The 16,957-nt window shown below is 59.5% G+C and carries 14 protein-coding genes; 10 read left to right on the top strand and 4 right to left on the bottom strand.

Annotated elements, in window-relative coordinates; all coding sequences use genetic code 11:
* Positions 1 to 41: 41 nt before the first annotated feature.
* The 9 genes from AAEZ09_RS25050 to AAEZ09_RS25090 all read left to right on the top strand — a co-directional run bounded on the left by AAEZ09_RS25050 (position 42) and on the right by AAEZ09_RS25090 (position 11,877).
* Positions 42 to 356, top strand: coding sequence for an ElaB/YgaM/YqjD family protein (locus AAEZ09_RS25050; protein ID WP_045058097.1), 315 nt, complete (start codon positions 42 to 44; stop codon positions 354 to 356).
* 1 nt (position 357) lies between these two features.
* Positions 358 to 747, top strand: coding sequence for a phage holin family protein (locus AAEZ09_RS25055; RefSeq protein ID WP_045058096.1), 390 nt, complete (start codon positions 358 to 360; stop codon positions 745 to 747).
* Positions 744 to 1,085 (top strand): hypothetical protein, encoded by a 342-nt coding sequence (locus tag AAEZ09_RS25060; protein ID WP_045058095.1) that lies wholly within the window; start codon positions 744 to 746, stop codon positions 1,083 to 1,085. Before AAEZ09_RS25055 ends, AAEZ09_RS25060 begins: the two co-directional genes overlap by 4 nt.
* A 135-nt stretch (positions 1,086 to 1,220) precedes the next feature.
* Positions 1,221 to 2,384 carry an EAL domain-containing protein gene (locus AAEZ09_RS25065; RefSeq protein WP_350601200.1) on the top strand — a complete coding sequence of 388 codons (1,164 nt, stop codon included), beginning with the start codon at positions 1,221 to 1,223 and terminating at the stop codon, positions 2,382 to 2,384.
* A 69-nt stretch (positions 2,385 to 2,453) separates the two neighbouring features.
* The gene (locus AAEZ09_RS25070) at positions 2,454 to 3,782 is read left to right on the top strand and encodes a deoxyguanosinetriphosphate triphosphohydrolase (protein ID WP_045058093.1); all 1,329 of its coding nucleotides are present in this window, start codon (positions 2,454 to 2,456) and stop codon (positions 3,780 to 3,782) included.
* 180 nt (positions 3,783 to 3,962) lie between these two features.
* Positions 3,963 to 4,352 carry a response regulator gene (locus AAEZ09_RS25075; protein ID WP_045058092.1) on the top strand — a complete coding sequence of 130 codons (390 nt, stop codon included), beginning with the start codon at positions 3,963 to 3,965 and terminating at the stop codon, positions 4,350 to 4,352.
* A gap of 250 nt (positions 4,353 to 4,602) precedes the next feature.
* The gene (locus tag AAEZ09_RS25080) at positions 4,603 to 5,229 is read left to right on the top strand and encodes a response regulator transcription factor (protein ID WP_205892145.1); all 627 of its coding nucleotides are present in this window, start codon (positions 4,603 to 4,605) and stop codon (positions 5,227 to 5,229) included.
* Positions 5,230 to 5,237: 8 nt separating this feature from the next.
* Entirely contained in the window at positions 5,238 to 8,882 is a 3,645-nt protein-coding gene (locus tag AAEZ09_RS25085) for a transporter substrate-binding domain-containing protein (protein WP_350601202.1), read from the top strand.
* A gap of 49 nt (positions 8,883 to 8,931) precedes the next feature.
* On the top strand, positions 8,932 to 11,877 hold the full coding sequence (locus AAEZ09_RS25090; protein WP_350601204.1) for an HD domain-containing phosphohydrolase: 2,946 nt from the start codon (positions 8,932 to 8,934) through the stop codon (positions 11,875 to 11,877).
* Here AAEZ09_RS25090 and msrC read toward each other — a convergent pair whose 3' ends face one another.
* A complete protein-coding gene (gene msrC / locus AAEZ09_RS25095; RefSeq protein ID WP_045058088.1) occupies positions 11,878 to 12,360 on the bottom strand; it encodes a free L-methionine (R)-S-oxide reductase MsrC in 483 nt (160 codons plus the stop codon).
* Positions 12,357 to 13,247, bottom strand: coding sequence for a DUF815 domain-containing protein (locus tag AAEZ09_RS25100; protein WP_205892142.1), 891 nt, complete (start codon positions 13,245 to 13,247; stop codon positions 12,357 to 12,359). Before AAEZ09_RS25100 ends, msrC begins: the two co-directional genes overlap by 4 nt.
* 166 nt (positions 13,248 to 13,413) lie before the next feature.
* On the opposite strand from AAEZ09_RS25100, the gene AAEZ09_RS25105 reads away from it, so the two are divergent.
* Positions 13,414 to 15,735 (top strand): hybrid sensor histidine kinase/response regulator, encoded by a 2,322-nt coding sequence (locus AAEZ09_RS25105; RefSeq protein ID WP_122841365.1) that lies wholly within the window; start codon positions 13,414 to 13,416, stop codon positions 15,733 to 15,735.
* Here AAEZ09_RS25105 and AAEZ09_RS25110 read toward each other — a convergent pair.
* Together AAEZ09_RS25110 and AAEZ09_RS25115 are read right to left on the bottom strand one after the other, a co-directional pair.
* Complete coding sequence (locus tag AAEZ09_RS25110; protein WP_045058085.1) at positions 15,719 to 16,177, bottom strand: MarR family winged helix-turn-helix transcriptional regulator; 459 nt, start codon at positions 16,175 to 16,177, stop codon at positions 15,719 to 15,721. The two genes, AAEZ09_RS25105 and AAEZ09_RS25110, sit on opposite strands and share 17 nt — an antisense overlap.
* Positions 16,174 to 16,659 (bottom strand): glutathione peroxidase, encoded by a 486-nt coding sequence (locus AAEZ09_RS25115; RefSeq protein WP_205892141.1) that lies wholly within the window; start codon positions 16,657 to 16,659, stop codon positions 16,174 to 16,176. Before AAEZ09_RS25115 ends, AAEZ09_RS25110 begins: the two co-directional genes overlap by 4 nt.
* Between the last annotated feature and the right edge of the window lie 298 nt (positions 16,660 to 16,957).

The raw sequence follows: 16,957 nt of genomic DNA on the forward strand, positions 1-16,957 counted from the left end.
TCATACTCGAACGCAACAGACGCCACTTACGGAGATCACCAATGGCCAGCATCAAGGCAAAGACTGCTCAAGAAATACTGATGAATGATTTTCAAACATTGGTCAGCGACACTGAACGGTTGCTGGAACACACCAAAACCATCGCTGGTGATCAGGCTGATGAATTGCGCGACCAGATTCACGACAGCCTTCTGCGCGCCAGGGAAACCCTCAAACTGACCGAAGACTCCCTGCGCGAGCGCGGTCAGGCTGCGGTCACTGCGACCGAAGATTACGTCCAGGCCAACCCGTGGCAATCGGTCGGGATTGCCGCCGGCGTGGGTTTCCTGATTGGCCTTCTGGCCACCCGGCGCTGATATGGCGATCGGCGAATCCAGCTCGTCCGCGACGGGCCCAAGCTCCTCACCGCGGCGCTTGGGTGCCGCTTTTCTCGGGTTGCTGCACAGCCATGTCGAGCTCTTCGGCATCGAGTTGCAGGAACAGAAAGCCCGCACCGTAAGCCTGTTGTTGTTTGCGGGCCTGGCGCTGGTGTTTGCCCTGCTGTTACTGGTGGGCCTGTCGACCCTGGTCATGATCCTGTTCTGGGATACCTACCGCCTGGCAGCCATCATCGGCCTCTGTGTGTTCTACACGCTGGCAGCAATCTTCTGCGCGGTGCGCCTGAAGGCAGCGATTTTCGATGAATCCTCGCCATTCCACGGTACGCTGGAAGAACTGGCCAATGACCGGGAGCGCCTGTTGCCATGAGTCTGCCCGAACTGCCACACAACACCTCACGCACTGAAATGCGCAAGGCGCTGATCCGCCTGCGCATGGAAATGCATCGCCAGGAAATTCGCCACGAATCCGCGCAATTGCTGCAGCCTTTGCACCGAGTGCGCGGGATGACACAAAGCATTCAAGGCGGGTTTGGCATCAAGCATGCGCCGCTCTGGGGCGTCGCCGCAGTGACACTGCTGGGCTTCCTGACGGGCAAAGGCGCCAAGAGCGGCGGCGCCGGTGGCGTTACCCGGCTGATTCGCCTGACTACGACCCTGGGCCCGTTGATCAAACTGGTCATGCAGGGCTCATCGCGCAAACACTAAGCAAGCTGGCTGTATTCTTGCAACATCATGCGGGGTTGGATCTCTTGGACAAGAGGTTCAACCCCGCGTGCCTACTGCTGCGTGCCTGACAGGTACCCGGATAATCCCAGAACAAGAATTTAGCAAGGAGGCCTCGTGATCGACGGGCAACCGCTCGCCTGTTTCCAACCGTTCATTGATACCGCCACCGGTCGCATCGCAGGCGTCGAGGCCTTGGGAAGACTGCGTCAGGCGGACGGCCAGTTGACGTCGGTCGGCCCATTGTTTGCCGATCCCAGAATCCCTGCAGCCGCCTTGCGTCGCCTTGACCGGCAGATCCGCGAACACGCCTTGAGCCGCCTGCATGCAGCCCCCGCAGACTGGTTCCTGAGCCTGAACATGTCACCACGATGGGTCAATCGCCTGCGTCCAGAGCAGGACCTGCCAAGCCTCAAGCAGATGACCAGGCATGACGTCGACCCGCAACGCATCGTCTACGAAATCACGGAGCTCGGTGGCGACATCCAGCGCCTGGCCGATGTGGTCGCGCGATATCGCCGGGCAGGCGCCAGGATTGCCATTGATGATTTTGGTGCCGGGTATTCCCAGCTCGATCGGGTACTGGCCCTGCAACCGGATATTCTCAAACTCGACATGCGCCTGTTTCAGGCTGCAGCGTTGGGCGGGCCGAGCTGCGATGTGGTCAAGGCCCTGGCGCAAATGGCCGAAAAGACCGGTTGCTGGATCATCGCCGAAGGGGTGGAAACCGATGCCCAGCTCAATTTTGCCCTGGAGTGCGGTTCGCGCTACGTCCAGGGCTTTCTGTTCGCCCGGGCCGAGGAAGACTTCTTCCACACCGATGCGTTCGTCGACCATTTCGCCCAGTTGCGCCACCGCTACGTCCAGCAAAAACTGCTTGAGCGTGGCCGCCTGATGGTCATGCGCCAGCAGCTGAGCGAGCTGATGGGCATTCTGCAGGACTGGGCCCAGGTTAGCGCACCGCTCAGCGCTCTGCCCCGGCTCGATGCCTTCCCCTGGTTGCTGCGGTTTTACCAATGTGATCGACACGGCACACAACTGACGCCGAACCTGGAATGGAGCCAGAATGGCTGGAAAGCCGACAATCGCTATCTGGGCCACAACTGGTCATGGCGCCCATACTTCTATCACCTGCTGGCCGAAGGCTGGGACGAGCGCCGCCTGACGCTCTCCAATACTTACCGAGATGCCACCACCAACCAGTATTGCCTGACCGCCGGACAGTTTTTCGCCCATGGAGAAAGGCTGTTACTCATCGACATCGACGCCGCCGGGCTTTAGTTCCGCTTGCACGTCCCGACCTGAACCCGGAAGCTTAGGCCATCAGTCACCTGACGGAGAGAATCAGCCTTGGATTGGCAAACCCTGCTCACTCGCGAACGCCTCGGAAAGCCCCTGCACAGTCCGGAAGAGCTCGGACGCAGCCCCTTTCACAAGGACCACGACCGCATCATCTTCTCCGGAGCGTTCCGTCGCCTGGGGCGCAAGACCCAGGTTCACCCGGTCACCAGCAACGACCACATCCACACTCGCCTGACGCACTCGCTGGAAGTCAGTTGCGTCGGGCGGTCCCTGGGCATGCGCGTTGGCGAGACCATCCGCAACGCCCTGCCCGACTGGTGTGAACCCAGCGACCTGGGCATGGTGGTGCAATCGGCTTGCCTGGCGCACGATATTGGCAATCCGCCGTTCGGCCATTCCGGCGAAGACGCCATCCGCCATTGGTTTCAGCAGGCCGCCGGGCGCGGCTGGCTGGATGCGATGAGCGAGGTCGAGCGCAATGATTTTCTCAATTTCGAAGGCAACGCCCAAGGCTTCCGGGTGCTGACGCAACTTGAATACCACCAGTTCGATGGCGGCACCCGTTTGACCTACGCCACTCTGGGGACTTACCTCAAGTACCCATGGACGGCAAAACATGCCGACTCCCTGGGCTACAAGAAGCACAAGTTCGGGTGCTACCAGAGCGAGCTGCCGTTACTGGAACAGATCGCCCACAAACTCGGCCTGCCGCAGCTTGAAGATCAGCGCTGGGCGCGCCATCCGCTGGTCTACCTGATGGAGGCTGCCGATGACATCTGCTACGCGCTGATCGATCTGGAAGACGGCCTGGAAATGGAGCTGCTCGAGTACGCGGAAGTCGAGGCGCTGTTGCTGGACCTGGTGGGTGACGATCTGCCTGAAACCTACCGCCAGCTAGGCCCGGCGGATTCGCGGCGGCGCAAATTGGCGATCCTGCGCGGCAAAGCCATCGAACACCTGACCAACGCCGCCGCGCGGGCGTTTGTCGAGCAACAGGACGCACTTCTGGCCGGCATGCTGCCCGGCGATCTGGTGGAGCACATGCACGGTCCGGCAAAACGCTGCGTGCTGAATGCCAAGGACATGGCGCGTAAAAAGATCTTCCAGGACAAACGCAAGACCCTGCATGAGATCGGGGCCTACACGACCCTGGAGATCCTGCTGAATGCCTTCTGCGGTGCGGCGCTGGAACAGCACGACGGTCGAACGCCGTCCTTCAAGAGCCGGCGCATCCTGGATTTGCTTGGCAACAATGCACCCGACCCTCGCGGCCCGTTGCATACGTCATTCTTGCGCATGATCGACTTCATCGCCGGCATGACCGACAGCTACGCCAGCGAAATGGCCCTTGAAATGACCGGTCGTTCCAGTCACTGACCGACACCTGCTGATCGCCCATTACGCCCTGCGTGTGGCCGATCAGCCCTCAGTAGCCCTGAAACACTCAAGGCCTGACGAATCGTCCTACAGCGCATGTCGCGCCGGCTGATCGATTGCTCCCATCTGTTGCGAAATAATCACCCTCCGTCAGCTCGACGGCTCAGTGTGAGTATCCCGATGAAAGAAGCAGACTTGCGCATCCTGTTGGTTGAAGATCACGGCTTCCAACTTCGAGCAACTCAAATCCTGCTCCAAAGTTACGGTTTCGAACACATCACCACGGCCGGCAGTGCCGAGGTCGCCCTGCAAAGGATGCGCTCGACGCCTATACCCTACGACGTCCTGTTGTGTGATCAATGTTTGCCCGACTTGCGCGGCTTGCAACTGATCGAAGCGGCAACGCACATGGGAATGATCAAGCGCGCGATACTGCTCAGTAGCCTGACATCAGTGGAACTGGACGAACTTGCACAGTCGGCGATCAGACTGGGATTACCGCTATCAGGTTTTCTGATAAAGCCTCTGAAACATCTGGAACTTATAACACTGTTGACTTCAGCCAAGTAATTAACGCCAAAATCTCGCAGACTTAAACTCAGTAAAAATCGCTCTGGAGCTTTTTTTAAACTTATCGTCGCCCGCTAGAAACCTTGCAACTTTTAACTATCCAAGAAAATCACTAGTTGGAACGTAGTACTTTTCCTGCTCTGCTGTAGGAATCATCTGATATTAAGGATAGAGGTAGACCTGTTCATGCGATAGCGGAACCTTCTGAGCTAAGGTGCGCGCTTTATCTACATTCGCATGGGATTTGATTATGAACTCCGTTTTTATCGTCGACGACCACCCAGTTATCCGCCTTGCCGTAAGAATGTTACTGGAGCATGAAAAATTCAAAGTCGTCGGTGAAACGGATAACGGCGTAGACGCGATGCAGATGATTCGCGAATGCATGCCTGACCTGGTGATTCTCGACATCAGCATTCCCAAACTTGACGGGCTGGAAATTCTCACCCGACTCAATGCCATGAATACCCGCATCAAGACTTTGGTATTGACGGCGCAATGCCCGACACTGTTTGGCATACGATGCATGCAGTCGGGCGCCTCCGGATATGTGTGCAAGCAGGAAGGCTTGAGTGAACTGGTGAGCGCAATCAAGGCTGTATTATCAGGATACAACTACTTTCCAAGTGCGGCGCTCAATCCCATTCGTGGCGACCACATTCGCCACGCCGAGATCGAACTGTTCAAATCAGTCAATGATCGAGAACTGATGGTGCTACAACTTTTTTCCCAGGGCCGCAGTAACAAGGAAATTGCCAAGGCCATGCTCCTGAGCAACAAGACCGTCAGCACTTATAAAAAAAGACTCATGCAAAAGCTGAAGGCCAGATCGCTGGTCGAACTCATTGAACTGGCAAAACGCAACGCACTCGTGTGAGAAACAGCATGCCCAGTCGCGCCAAGGAATACCTGATGCTGATGACCGTAGCTCTTTTCCCGAGCAGTTCGGTACAGGCCGCGCCGATCGAAAGTCAAAGCTACTCCTTGCTCAGTCGGGCCACGGCCGCACAACATGAGGTGCAACTGGATCGACCGCAACGACTCTGGATGCTGAACAGGTCCGAGCTGGTTCTGGGCACCTCAGCCCCCGATTATCCGCCCTTCGACATGACCATCGACAGCAGCCAGGATTATGAAGGGTTGACCGCCGACTATGCAGGTTTGCTCGGCGCGACCACCGGTTTACCGATCAAGGTCAGGCGGTTCTCCACCCGGGACGATGCCATCGAGGCGCTGGAGAATGGCGAAGTCGATTTGCTGGGCACGTCCAACGGCTTCGAAGCCGAACATCCGGACATCCTGCTGTCCGCACCCTATGCCGTTGATCAACCGGTGCTGGTCACGCGCGAGGAAGAAACCCGATCCCTGTCCGATGGGCTGAGGGGTTTACGAATGAGTATGGTCTATCACTATCTGCCGCTGAGGGAAGTCAAGAGGCTATACCCCAACGCGGTCATCACGCCCTACCCCTCCTACCAGAATGCGATCAATGCAGTGGCCTTCGATCAGGCCGATGTTTTTCTCGGCGACACGATTTCAACTCACTACATGATAAACAAGGGCTACCTGAACAACATCCGCATGGCGAGCTTCGGCAAGCATGAAGCGCATGGCTTCAGTTTCGCGGTGCATAAAGACAATCAGCAATTGCTGGGCATCATCAACTCGATGCTGGCCGCACTCCCACCCAGTGAAAAAGACAACATCGGCAAGCGCTGGAGCGCCGGCAGTGACATTCTGCTCAGCGATCAAAGCCTGCAGTTCACCGATCGCGAAAAGCGCTGGATGGCAGCCCATCCGGTGGTGCGTGTAGTGGTGAACGAAGCCTATGCACCGCTGACGTTCTTCGACCGCGACGGCAACTTTCGCGGAGTCACGGCCGATCTTCTGGAATTGATCAGGCTGCGCACCGGCTTGCGCTTCGATATTCAGCGCAGCCGCAATGATGGCGAGATGATCAAGCGCGTCGCTGACAGGCAGGCTGACATGATCACCGCCCTGCTCCCCAGCACCCAACGTGAAGCTAACCTGAATTTCACACGGCCCTACCTGCAGAACTCGTTTGTCCTGCTGACGCGAAAACTGGCCGGTAGCCCAACCAATCTCGAACAGATGCAGGGCAAGCGCCTGACCATCGCCCAGGGCAATCCGATGGTGGATTATCTGCGTCGCGAATTCCCGCAAATAAAACTGATCGAGACACCCGACACCTTCAGCGCCGTGGAAATGCTGTCCGACGGTCGCGCCGACGCTGCGGTCAACTCACTGGTCATCGCCAACTACTTCATGTCCGCGCGGATTTTCGAGCACGATCTGCAGATCAGCACCACTATCGGCACTCAGCAGGCCGCGTTTTCTCTGGCGACTGCGCGGGACTCCAGGGAGCTGAACTCGATTCTCGACAAAGCGCTGCTGAGCATCGCACCGGACGAACTGGGGGTGATCAACAGTCGCTGGCGCGGCTACTCGGCATCGGCGCAGGACTCCTGGCAAGACTACCAACGCATTTTTTTCCAGATCGTCATCATTACCGGCGTACTGCTGCTGATTTTAGCCGCCTGGAACGCTTACATGCGCTGGCAGATCAAACTGCGCCAGGCCGCGGCGCGTGCGCTGAGTGATCAATACGAATTCATGCGATCGCTGGTCAATGGCACGCCGCATCCCATGTATGTCCGCGACCGCCAGGGGGTGCTGCAAAGCTGTAACGACAGCTATCTCGAAGCATTCAACGCCAAACGCGAAGACGTCATCGGCAAAAGCGTGATGTCGGGCAACATGAGCAACGCGTTCGAGGCCCGGGAATATCAGGCCGACTATGAGCGCGTGGTTGCCGAAGGCACCCCGCTGGTGCTTGACCGGGCTTTGCACATCGGTGGACGCCGGCTGACCATTTATCACTGGGTACTGCCCTATCGTGATTCGCGCGGCATGGTCCAGGGCATCATCGGCGGCTGGATCGACATCAGTGAACGGCGCCAATTGTTCGAAGAACTGCGGCATGCCAAGGAGCGCGCCGATGAAGCCAACCGAGCCAAAAGTAATTTTCTGGCGACCATGAGCCATGAAATCCGCACCCCGATGAACGCCGTCATTGGCATGCTGGAGTTGACGCTCAAGCGCATCGAACAGAATCACCCGGAGCGGCCCGCAATCGACGTCGCCTACAACTCGGCGCGGGACCTGCTGGAGCTCATTGGTGACATTCTCGACATTGCGCGGATCGAATCCGGCCGCCTGGAATTGAACCCGGAACGGGTCAACCTCCACGCTGTCGTCGCGTCGGTGGTCAATATCTTCGAGGGCCTCGCGCGGCAGAAAAAACTCGAGCTACTGCTGGAGTTTCACTGCGACAACCCCGCTATTGATGTGCTGCTGGACCCTATGCGGTTCAAGCAGGTGCTGTCCAACCTGATCAGTAACGCCATCAAGTTCACCCCCCAGGGCCATGTCCGTATCGTCGTCGACCTGAGCCCCACCGGGCCGGACGAAGTGCAGATGCATCTGAGCGTTGAGGACAGCGGCATCGGTATCAGCGAAGACGATCAGAGTCGGCTGTTCGCCCCTTTCGCCCAGGCAGACAACGGTGCCAAAGCGGGCCGTGGCGGAGCAGGCCTGGGGCTGATGATCAGTCGCAGCCTGTGCAAGTTGATGGGCGGCAGCCTGCAACTGAGCAGTCGCCCAGGTCTTGGAACTCAAGTGCAGGTCTCACTGCACCTGCCAGCTCTGGCGCAGCAACAGGCGGCATTGACCATTGAACAGGCACCCCAGCCGCCCAGGACAGTCCTGAAAGTCCTGGTGGTCGATGACCACCCTGCCAACCGGCTGCTCATGTGCCAGCAACTGGAATTTCTGGGTCATATGTCCTGGGTTGCGGAGGATGGCGCAGTGGCGCTCAGCCTCTGGCAGACCGAGGCGTTCGACCTGGTGATCGCCGACTGCAACATGCCGGTCATGAGCGGGTATGAACTGGTTCGCGCCATTCGCGACGAGGAGCAACGCCTGCAACGTGCACCCACGGTCATTTTGGGTTTCACTGCCAATGCCCAGCCGGAAGAGATCGCCCGCTGCAAAGAAGCCGGCATGGATGACTGCCTGTTCAAGCCGCTCACCCTGACCGCATTGAGCCACTGGATTGAAAACCTCAATCCCGAGGCGCAGTCCCCGGCATTCAACCTTGAGGGGCTGCAGCAACTGACGGGAGGCAACCCGGCGCTGGATCTACGATTACTCAACGAACTGCTCAAAAGCAATCGTCTGGACCGCCAGGAGTTACTGGCGGTGCCCAGCACCGCTGAGCCACAGGCATTTTTGGATATTGCCCACAAAATCAAGGGCGCAGCGCGGATCATCCAGGCCTCGTGCCTCATCGACAGCTGCGAATCACTGGAGGCAGCCTGCCAGGGTCCGTTGGACGCGGAGGCCGTATCCGACTGCACCCAGGCGATGGCACGCGACATGGTGCAACTGGAACTGGCTCTTTTGCAGCAAATAAGCGAGCACGAGCGCAGCACAAAGGGGGAGCCTTAACTATGCTTGGGCGCTAAGCAGTGAGTTAAATCCCATGGAGAACACTGCAATGCCCAGCCCACTGCGCCCGGATCCGCGGCGTTTGCCGTTGCATATCCATATCAGCGTCATGTTCACCTTGCTGTTGCTGCTGACCGGCGTAGTGCTGGGGATCTTCAACTATCGACAGACCACCCAGATCATATTGTCGAGCAGTGAAAAGCTCTTCGAACGGATCGAGCAGGACGTGCGGCTTGACCTGCACGCCACCTACCAACCCATTCGTCATCTGTTGAGCCTGCTGGCGGACTACCCGGCCACCCAGGCCACAGACCTCGAGCAGCGACTGGCTTTGCTCAAGCCTTTGAGCCAGGCGCTTACGGACAATCCAGACCTGGCATCGCTGTATCTGGGTTATGGCAACGGTGATTTCTTCATGGTGCGGCCCTTGCGCACCTCGGACCTGAAAGCGCGCACCCAGGCGCCGGACGCCGCCGCATTCCAGGTCTGGAGCATCGAGCGCGACCGCAGCGGCCAGGTCAGGTCCCAATCACTGTTTTTTGACCGCAACCTGAGGCTCCTTGGCCGTCTGGACCACCCCGACGACGACTACGATCCGCGGACTCGCGCCTGGTTTTCCAGCGCTCGCAGCGAGCAGGAACAGATCACCACAGAGCCTTACGTGTTCTTCTCCACCCACAACGTAGGCACCACGCTGGCCCGACGCAGTGGCGAACAGGCAGTCATGGGCGCCGATCTGACATTGGCCGAACTGTCAGCCACCCTGGCGAAACACGTCGTGACCCCAGCAACCGAAATCGTGCTGTTCGACGCCCAGGGCAATGCCATTGCCTATCCCGACAGCAGCAGGCTGATTGTTGACGACCAGAGCGCCCGCTTGATCAAGGCGGCCGATTTGACCCCGGGCCTTGGCGCCCTGCTGAACAACCAGGCGCCGGGCAATCGGCTGGAGGCCGGTGGTCGACGCTGGATTGTGGCCCAAAGCAGCATCCAGGAAGGTGGTCCAAAGGGATTGCACCTGGCTTTGCTGGTGCCCGAGGATGAACTGCTCGTCGATGCGTATCGCCTGCGCTGGCAAGGTGCGCTGGTGACCTTGGCGACGTTGCTGTTGTGCCTGCCGCTGGGATGGCTGACCTCCCGAATACTGGTCCGCCCCCTGCGCGCGCTGGTTCAGGAAGCTGACGCTATTCGCAGTTTCGACTTTAATTTTCCCTCCGTCAGGCGTTCACCGGTACTCGAAGTGGACCAGTTGGGCGTGTCGATGGCGCGCATGAAAGACACCTTGGCCAGTTTCTTCCAGATCACCGACAGCCTCAGCGCCGAGACCCGCTTTGGCCCGCTGCTGGAGCGCGTGCTGTTTGAAACGGTAAAGATCGGCCAGGCCCAGGCCGGCCTGATCTACTTGCGGGAAAATGACGGTGACCGCTTCGCTCCCCTCGGCCTGGTGATCGACGGCGCGTCCCAGGATTTGCCCACATTCGACGTTCAGGCGCACGAGCCGAAGTCTGCGCAGAGTCCTGCCTGGCTTGGGCAACTGGTGGAAGTCGACACCATGGTGACCAGTCTGGGGTTCGAAGAGGCCGGGGATTGGCGCAAGGTGCTGCTGGCGTTGGAGTGCCCGCGGGTTCACCTGATCGGCATTCGCCTGCGCAACCGGCATAACGAGACGGTGGGCCTGCTGGTACTGCTGCTGGCCGACAGCGGCCACCCGAGCGACCTGGAAAAACTGCGCCCGGATCGCATCGCCTTTCTGCAGGCGGTTTCCGGAGCGGCGGCGGTGAGCATCGAAAGCCAGCGCCTGCAAACCAGACAGAAACAGTTGCTGGACTCGTTCATTCAACTGCTGGCCGGTGCAATCGACGCGAAAAGTCCCTATACCGGCGGCCACTGCCAGCGGGTGCCGGCGCTGACCCTGATGCTCGCCCAAGCCGCTGCCGCCAGCCAGGCGCCGGCGTTCAAAGGCTACCAGCCGACCGAAGACGAGTGGGAAGCCTTGCACATCGCTGCCTGGCTGCACGACTGCGGCAAGGTCACGACCCCGGAATACGTGGTCGATAAAGCCACCAAGCTTGAAACCCTGAATGACCGTATCCACGAAATCCGCACCCGTTTCGAAGTGCTCAAGCGCGACGCCTGGATCGATTACTGGCAAGGCGTGGCTCAGGGCGCAGACGAGCAGCCACTGGCTGACTTGCGAGAGACCAGCCTGGCGGCGCTGGATGAAGACTTCGCCTTCATCGCCCGCTGCAACCTGGGCAGCGAAGCCATGGCTGAAGATGATCTGCAGCGCCTGCGCAGCCTCGCGCAACGCACCTGGAACCGCACCCTGGACGATCGCCTGGGAGTTTCCTGGGAAGAGAACCGCCGTCAGGCGCGCACCCCGGCGCCGATCCTGCCGGTCAATGAACCCCTGCTGGCGGACAAACCCGAGCATCTGTTCGAGCGGGCAGAGAGTGAGCTTATTCCTGCGGAAAATCCCTGGGGCTTCAAGCTCGACGTGCCCCGCTACAAGTACAACCGGGGTGAGCTGTACAACCTGAGCATTGCCCGCGGCACGCTGACTCGTGAGGAGCGCTACATTATCAATCACCATATGGTGCAGACGATACTGATGCTCAGCCACCTGCCCTTTCCCGGCCACCTTGACAACGTCGCGGAAATCGCCGGCGGCCATCACGAAAAAATGGACGGCACCGGCTACCCCAAGCAGTTGAAGCGAGAAGAAATGAGCCTGCCGGCGCGGATGATGGCGATTGCCGATATCTTTGAAGCGCTGACCGCCGCCGATCGTCCCTACAAGAAGGCCAAGTCCTTGAGCGAAGCACTGGGCATCATGGCGACCATGTGCCGGGACGCGCACATCGATCCCGAGTTGTTCGAATTGTTCATCGATGCCGGAATCTACCGGCAATACGCAGAGCAATTCCTCGATCCACAGCAGATTGATGTGGTAGACACTGCAAGCCTGCTGGTCAAGGCAGGCTTGCAGGGGTGATCAGCAATCGGTCAGGCGCAGGAAAATCGCGGCCAACTGCTCGATGCCCGCCTGGTCCAGCGCGGTAAATCTGGCCAGTTTCGGACTGTCGAGATCGAGCACGCCAATCAGCTGACCGTCCTTGACCAGAGGCACCACCAACTCGCTGTTGGAGGCGCTGTCGCAGGCGATATGCCCGGCAAACGCATGAACATCCTCGACCCGCTGAGTCTGTAAAGTCGCCGCCGCAGCCCCGCATACACCCCGTCCGAAAGGAATGCGCACGCAGGCGATCTGCCCTTGGAACGGCCCCAGCACCAACTCATGGTTACGGTTGAGATAGAAGCCGGCCCAGTTCAAATCATCGAGCTGATTGAACAGGAACGCGGAAAATTGAGCTGCGTTGGCAATGAAATCGCGCTCGTCCGCCAGCAGCGACTCCAATTGCGCCTGCAACATGCCGTAGCCTTCGAGGCCCTGGCCGCTCTGTTGTAAATCGATCATGCCTTGTGCTCCAACAGCTTTAATCCGACCCAATAACGGGCAAATTGATAGGCGCAACGGCCGTTGCGGTTGCCGCGTCCGGTGGCCCAGCGCACGGCGAGGATATCCAGCGCTTCGTCACGCTGCCATTTGAGGCCTGCCTTGTCAGCCAGTTGCCCGATCCAGTGTTCGACCACGTTCAGGAAGTGCTCCTGAGTGAACGGATAGAACGACAACCACAAGCCGAAGCGGTCCGAGAGTGCGATCTTGTCTTCCACCGCTTCGCTGGGGTGCAGTTCACCGTCGACGCGTTTCCAGTTTTCGTTGTCACTTTCCTTTTCCGGCACCAGGTGCCGGCGGTTGGAAGTGGCGTACAGCAATACGTTGTCCGGGGCCTGCTCGAGGGAGCCGTCGAGTACGCTCTTGAGCACCCGGTAATCGCCCTCGCCGGATTCGAACGACAGGTCGTCGCAAAACAGCACGAACCGCTGGGGCAGCTTGGCGATCTGTTCAACCACGCGGGGCAGGTCCGCCAGGTGATCGCGCTCGATCTCGATCAGGCGCAAGCCTGCCTGGGCATGTTCGGCCAGCAGCGCCCGGACCAGCGAGGACTTGCCGGTCCCCCGGGAGCCCCACAGCAGCGCATGGTTGGCGGGCATGCCATCGAGGAATTGTTGAGTGTTGCGACCCAACTGCTCCAACTGCCGATCGACGCCGATCAGGTCGCTCAAGCGCATGTCGAGGCTGACTTCCAGGGGCAGTAGAAATCCGCTGCGCCCCTCGCGCTGCCAGCGCGCAGCCAGGCAAGTGGTCCAGTCGATGGCCTGCCGGGGTGCGGGCAGCAGCGGTTCGATACGGGCCAGAACGGCATCGGCGCGCTCCAGGAAAGCATTCAATCGGGAATCCACGTCTTCTCCTTGGGCACATTCACATTAATGATTGCGCAACAGCGATAATCCACAACGACCAGGTGCCTGTCCCAACCCATGTTCGAGGGCTCGCGACAACAGCGGTATCCATGCATCATCGACTATGCTTGAGCAGCGAAGGGAAACGGAAGTGGTTCAACACCCTATGGATATCAAATTCACCAACCGGCTGTCTTACAAACAAGCCCGGCTGACCGTGCTCGTGGGTTTCATTCTCGGCACGCTGCTCAGCCTGCTGCAGATTGGCATCGATTATGCCAGTGAAGATGCCTCCATCAACCGGGAAATCCAGTCTTTGCTGGAAATCAGCCATAACCCGGCCTCGCGCATCGCCTATAACATCGATGCAGAACTCGCCCAGGAGCTGACCTTGGGCCTGTTGCGTTCGCCCGCCATCATCGGCGCGCGATTGATCGACAATAACGGCACGGTACTGGCCAACGTCAAGCGACCCGGGCAGCAAAGCAATTACCGGATGATCAGCGACTTCATGTTTGGCGCCGAACGTCAGTTTGAAGACCGCCTGTACCTGGATCACTTGCCCGCCGAGTCCCTCGGCACCCTGCGCCTGGACGTCGACACCTACGCATTCGGCAGCCGCTTTCTGCGCCGGGCCGAAGTGACGCTGCTAAATGGTTTTGCCCGCAGCCTGTTGCTGACTGGCATCCTGCTCGCACTGTTCTATGTGATGCTGACCAAACCGCTTGTGCGCGTTATCCGCGAACTGAGTGGCCGCGATCCACGCAGCGTCGAACCGACCTGGCTGGAGTACCCGGCGGGGCATCAGAACGATGAAATCGGCGTGCTGGTCAAGGTCGCCAACCAGCAATTCGAGAACATCGCCACGGAAATCCAGCAAAGGCGCAATGCCGAAAACCGCCTGACTGACTACCTCGCGCAACTGGAGAACATCGTCTCCGCCCGGACTGCGGAGCTCAAGGCGATCAACAGTCGGCTCAGCCAGTCCAACCAGGAACTGGAAATTGCCCGCAGCACCGCCCTGGATATGGCGGAAGCGCGCTCGGTGTTTCTGGCCAACATGAGCCACGAAATCCGCACGCCGCTCAATGGCCTGCTGGGGATGATCGCGTTGTCCCTGGACGGTCCGCTCAATGCTGAGCAGCAGCAACAACTGTCCATCGCCCATGACTCCGGCAAGGTCTTGGTGGAACTGCTCAACGACATTCTCGACCTGTCGAAATTCGACGCTGGCCAGCTCGAACTCGAACACATTCCATTCGACCTCGGTGCGCTGGTCGAGGACACTGCCAACCTGCTGTCCCAGAACGCCGCGCCCAGTGTCGAACTGACCTGCCTGATCGATCCGCAGTTTCCGGCACTGGTGTTGGGTGATCCGACTCGGGTTCGGCAAATCGTCAGCAACCTGCTGTCCAACGCGCTCAAGTTCACTCGTTTCGGCCGCGTCGATGTGCGCCTCGGCACCTTCAAGGACGGCGTCAGAATCGAAGTCTGCGACACTGGCATCGGTATCCCCCAGGACGCCCAAGTGAAGATTTTCCAGCCGTTTACCCAGGCGGGTGCCGGCATTACCCGACAATTTGGCGGCACCGGCCTGGGCCTGGCCTTGACCTACAACCTGTGCGAAGCCATGAAGGGACGACTGTCCATCAGTTCGGAGGCCGGGTTTGGCAGCCAGTTCTGCGCCGACCTGCCGCTGCCCTGCCACACCCGCGCCCTGGCGCCTGCACCCTTGCAGGGGAAGGTCATTGCCATCACGGCAGCCAGCAGCGGCCTGGCAGAGCTGCTCAAGACCGTGTTGCCGGTGTGGGGGCTCGAGTATCAACAGCGCTCGATCGATGATTCGATGATCGGCCTGGACCCCGACGTGGTCATCACCGATTGCCCCGAATGCCTGTTTGTCCTGCGCCCCGCCTGCACTGCGCCGATCCTGCTGGTGACTGCCTACGGCAGCTTCATGCCCAGCGAACAGGCCAGCGCCCTCGCCCCTTTGCAACAGCAGGCGCGGCCGCTGGCGCGAAACGCACTGTTCCAGACATTGCGACGGGTACTGCAACCTGAGATCAATACGATCAACGATGCGCGACTGCAAACGCTGTCACCCCAGCGCCGCGGGCGGGTGCTGCTGGTGGAGGACAATCCGGTCAATCAGCTGGTAGCCAAGGGCATGCTGGGCAAGCTCGGTTGCGAGGTCATCGTCGCCGCGCATGGTGCCGAGGCCCTGGATCTGCTTGAGCACGATGAGTTCGACCTGGTGCTGATGGACTGCAACATGCCGGTGATGGATGGCTATGAAGCCAGTCGGCAAATCCGTCGCAGCGGACGCTGGCCACAATTGCCTATTGTGGCCTTGACCGCCAATGCCATGTCCGAGGAACGCGAGCGCTGCCGTGCCGCGGGCATGAGCGATTACCTCGCCAAACCCTTCCGCCGCGAAGAGCTGGCGGCCCTGCTGGATTCATGGATGCCGGCTACGACAACGCCTTGATCTGCCCCAGCAAATGATCGAGCCCTTCACGCAAATCATGCAGCCGATCCAGATCCACGCCGCTGTCGCACAGTAGCCGGGCCTTGAGCGGCGCGACCCGATCACGCAACGCCTGGCCCGCAACCGTAAGGCTCAGGTGCACTTCGCGTTCATCCCGTAATGAACGCTGGCGCTGGACCAATTGCAGCTGTTCGAGTCGTTTGAGTAACGGCGTCAGAGTCCCGGAATCAAGCGCCAGGCGTTCACCCAGGGCCTTGACTGTTGGCTGCTGTGGGGCCTTTTCCTGCCATTCCCACAGCACCAGCATCGCCAGGTACTGCGGGTAAGTCAGCCCGAGCTGGTCCAGCATTGGTTTGTAGGCCCGGATCACCGCACGGGACGCGGCGTACAGCTTGAAGCACAGCTGGCTGTCGAGCTGCAGGGAGTCGAACGGCGGATTCATTTGAGCAGGGCTTCAATCTCGCGGCTCAGGTCCTGCGGTTTGGTCGCCGGAGCGAAGCGCTTGACCAGTTGACCGTCTTTGCCTATCAGGAATTTGGTGAAGTTCCACTTGATGCCTTGGGAACCCAATAACCCGGGGGCGCGTTTTTTCAGCTGGACGAACAGTGGGTGGGCGCCGGCGCCGTTGACTTCGATTTTTTTGAACAGCGGGAAGCTGACGCCGAAATTCAGTTCGCAGAATTCGGAGATCGCGCCTTCGTTACCGGGTTCCTGTTTGCCGAATTGGTTGCAGGGGAAACCCAGGACTACCAGGCCCTGATCCTTGTAGGTCTGCCAGAGCGCTTCGAGTCCTTTGTATTGTGGGGTGAAGCCGCATTTGCTGGCGGTGTTGACGACCAGTACGGCTTTGCCGGCGTAGTCGGCCAGGGTTTTCTGTTCGCCGGTGATGGTGGTGCAGGGGATGGTCAGCAGGGGGTCGGTCATCGTTTGGCTCTGGGGGTCTAGGGTTGGCCTGTTTAAAATAGTTCGCAATTGAATTGCGTGCAATTCAATTTTGGGTTGGTTGGTTTCTTGGCTTCTTTGGGACGGGGGCAGATCCGTTTTTTTGGTCAGGGCTGCTTAGGGTTCCGCCCTTACGGCGGGTCACTTTCGAAAAGCGCGAAAGTAACCAAAGCGCTCTTGCCCCACCACTTGGCACCTCGCCCAGGCTCGGTGTGCCCTCACTCCGGCATTGCTCCGCGGGTCGCCGCGATGGGCCATCCCTGGCCCAGCGCGGCTAAAC

Source organism: Pseudomonas sp. 65/3-MNA-CIBAN-0223 (assembly GCF_040310425.1).
In the GTDB taxonomy this organism is placed as follows: Bacteria; Pseudomonadota; Gammaproteobacteria; order Pseudomonadales; family Pseudomonadaceae; genus Aquipseudomonas; species Aquipseudomonas gregormendelii.

Excerpts from the sequence above, each read along its gene's own strand:
- AAEZ09_RS25080 (WP_205892145.1), top strand. The coding sequence starts at position 4,603 with ATGAACTCCGTTTTTATCGTCGACGACCACCCAGTTATCCGCCTTGCC.
- AAEZ09_RS25085 (WP_350601202.1), top strand. The coding sequence starts at position 5,238 with ATGCCCAGTCGCGCCAAGGAATACCTGATGCTGATGACCGTAGCTCTT.
- AAEZ09_RS25115 (WP_205892141.1), bottom strand. The coding sequence starts at position 16,659 with ATGACCGACCCCCTGCTGACCATCCCCTGCACCACCATCACCGGCGAA.
- AAEZ09_RS25105 (WP_122841365.1), top strand. The coding sequence starts at position 13,414 with ATGGATATCAAATTCACCAACCGGCTGTCTTACAAACAAGCCCGGCTG.
- AAEZ09_RS25075 (WP_045058092.1), top strand. The coding sequence starts at position 3,963 with ATGAAAGAAGCAGACTTGCGCATCCTGTTGGTTGAAGATCACGGCTTC.
- AAEZ09_RS25090 (WP_350601204.1), top strand. The coding sequence starts at position 8,932 with ATGCCCAGCCCACTGCGCCCGGATCCGCGGCGTTTGCCGTTGCATATC.
- AAEZ09_RS25050 (WP_045058097.1), top strand. The coding sequence starts at position 42 with ATGGCCAGCATCAAGGCAAAGACTGCTCAAGAAATACTGATGAATGAT.
- AAEZ09_RS25110 (WP_045058085.1), bottom strand. The coding sequence starts at position 16,177 with ATGAATCCGCCGTTCGACTCCCTGCAGCTCGACAGCCAGCTGTGCTTC.
- AAEZ09_RS25060 (WP_045058095.1), top strand. The coding sequence starts at position 744 with ATGAGTCTGCCCGAACTGCCACACAACACCTCACGCACTGAAATGCGC.
- AAEZ09_RS25055 (WP_045058096.1), top strand. The coding sequence starts at position 358 with ATGGCGATCGGCGAATCCAGCTCGTCCGCGACGGGCCCAAGCTCCTCA.
- msrC (WP_045058088.1), bottom strand. The coding sequence starts at position 12,360 with ATGATCGATTTACAACAGAGCGGCCAGGGCCTCGAAGGCTACGGCATG.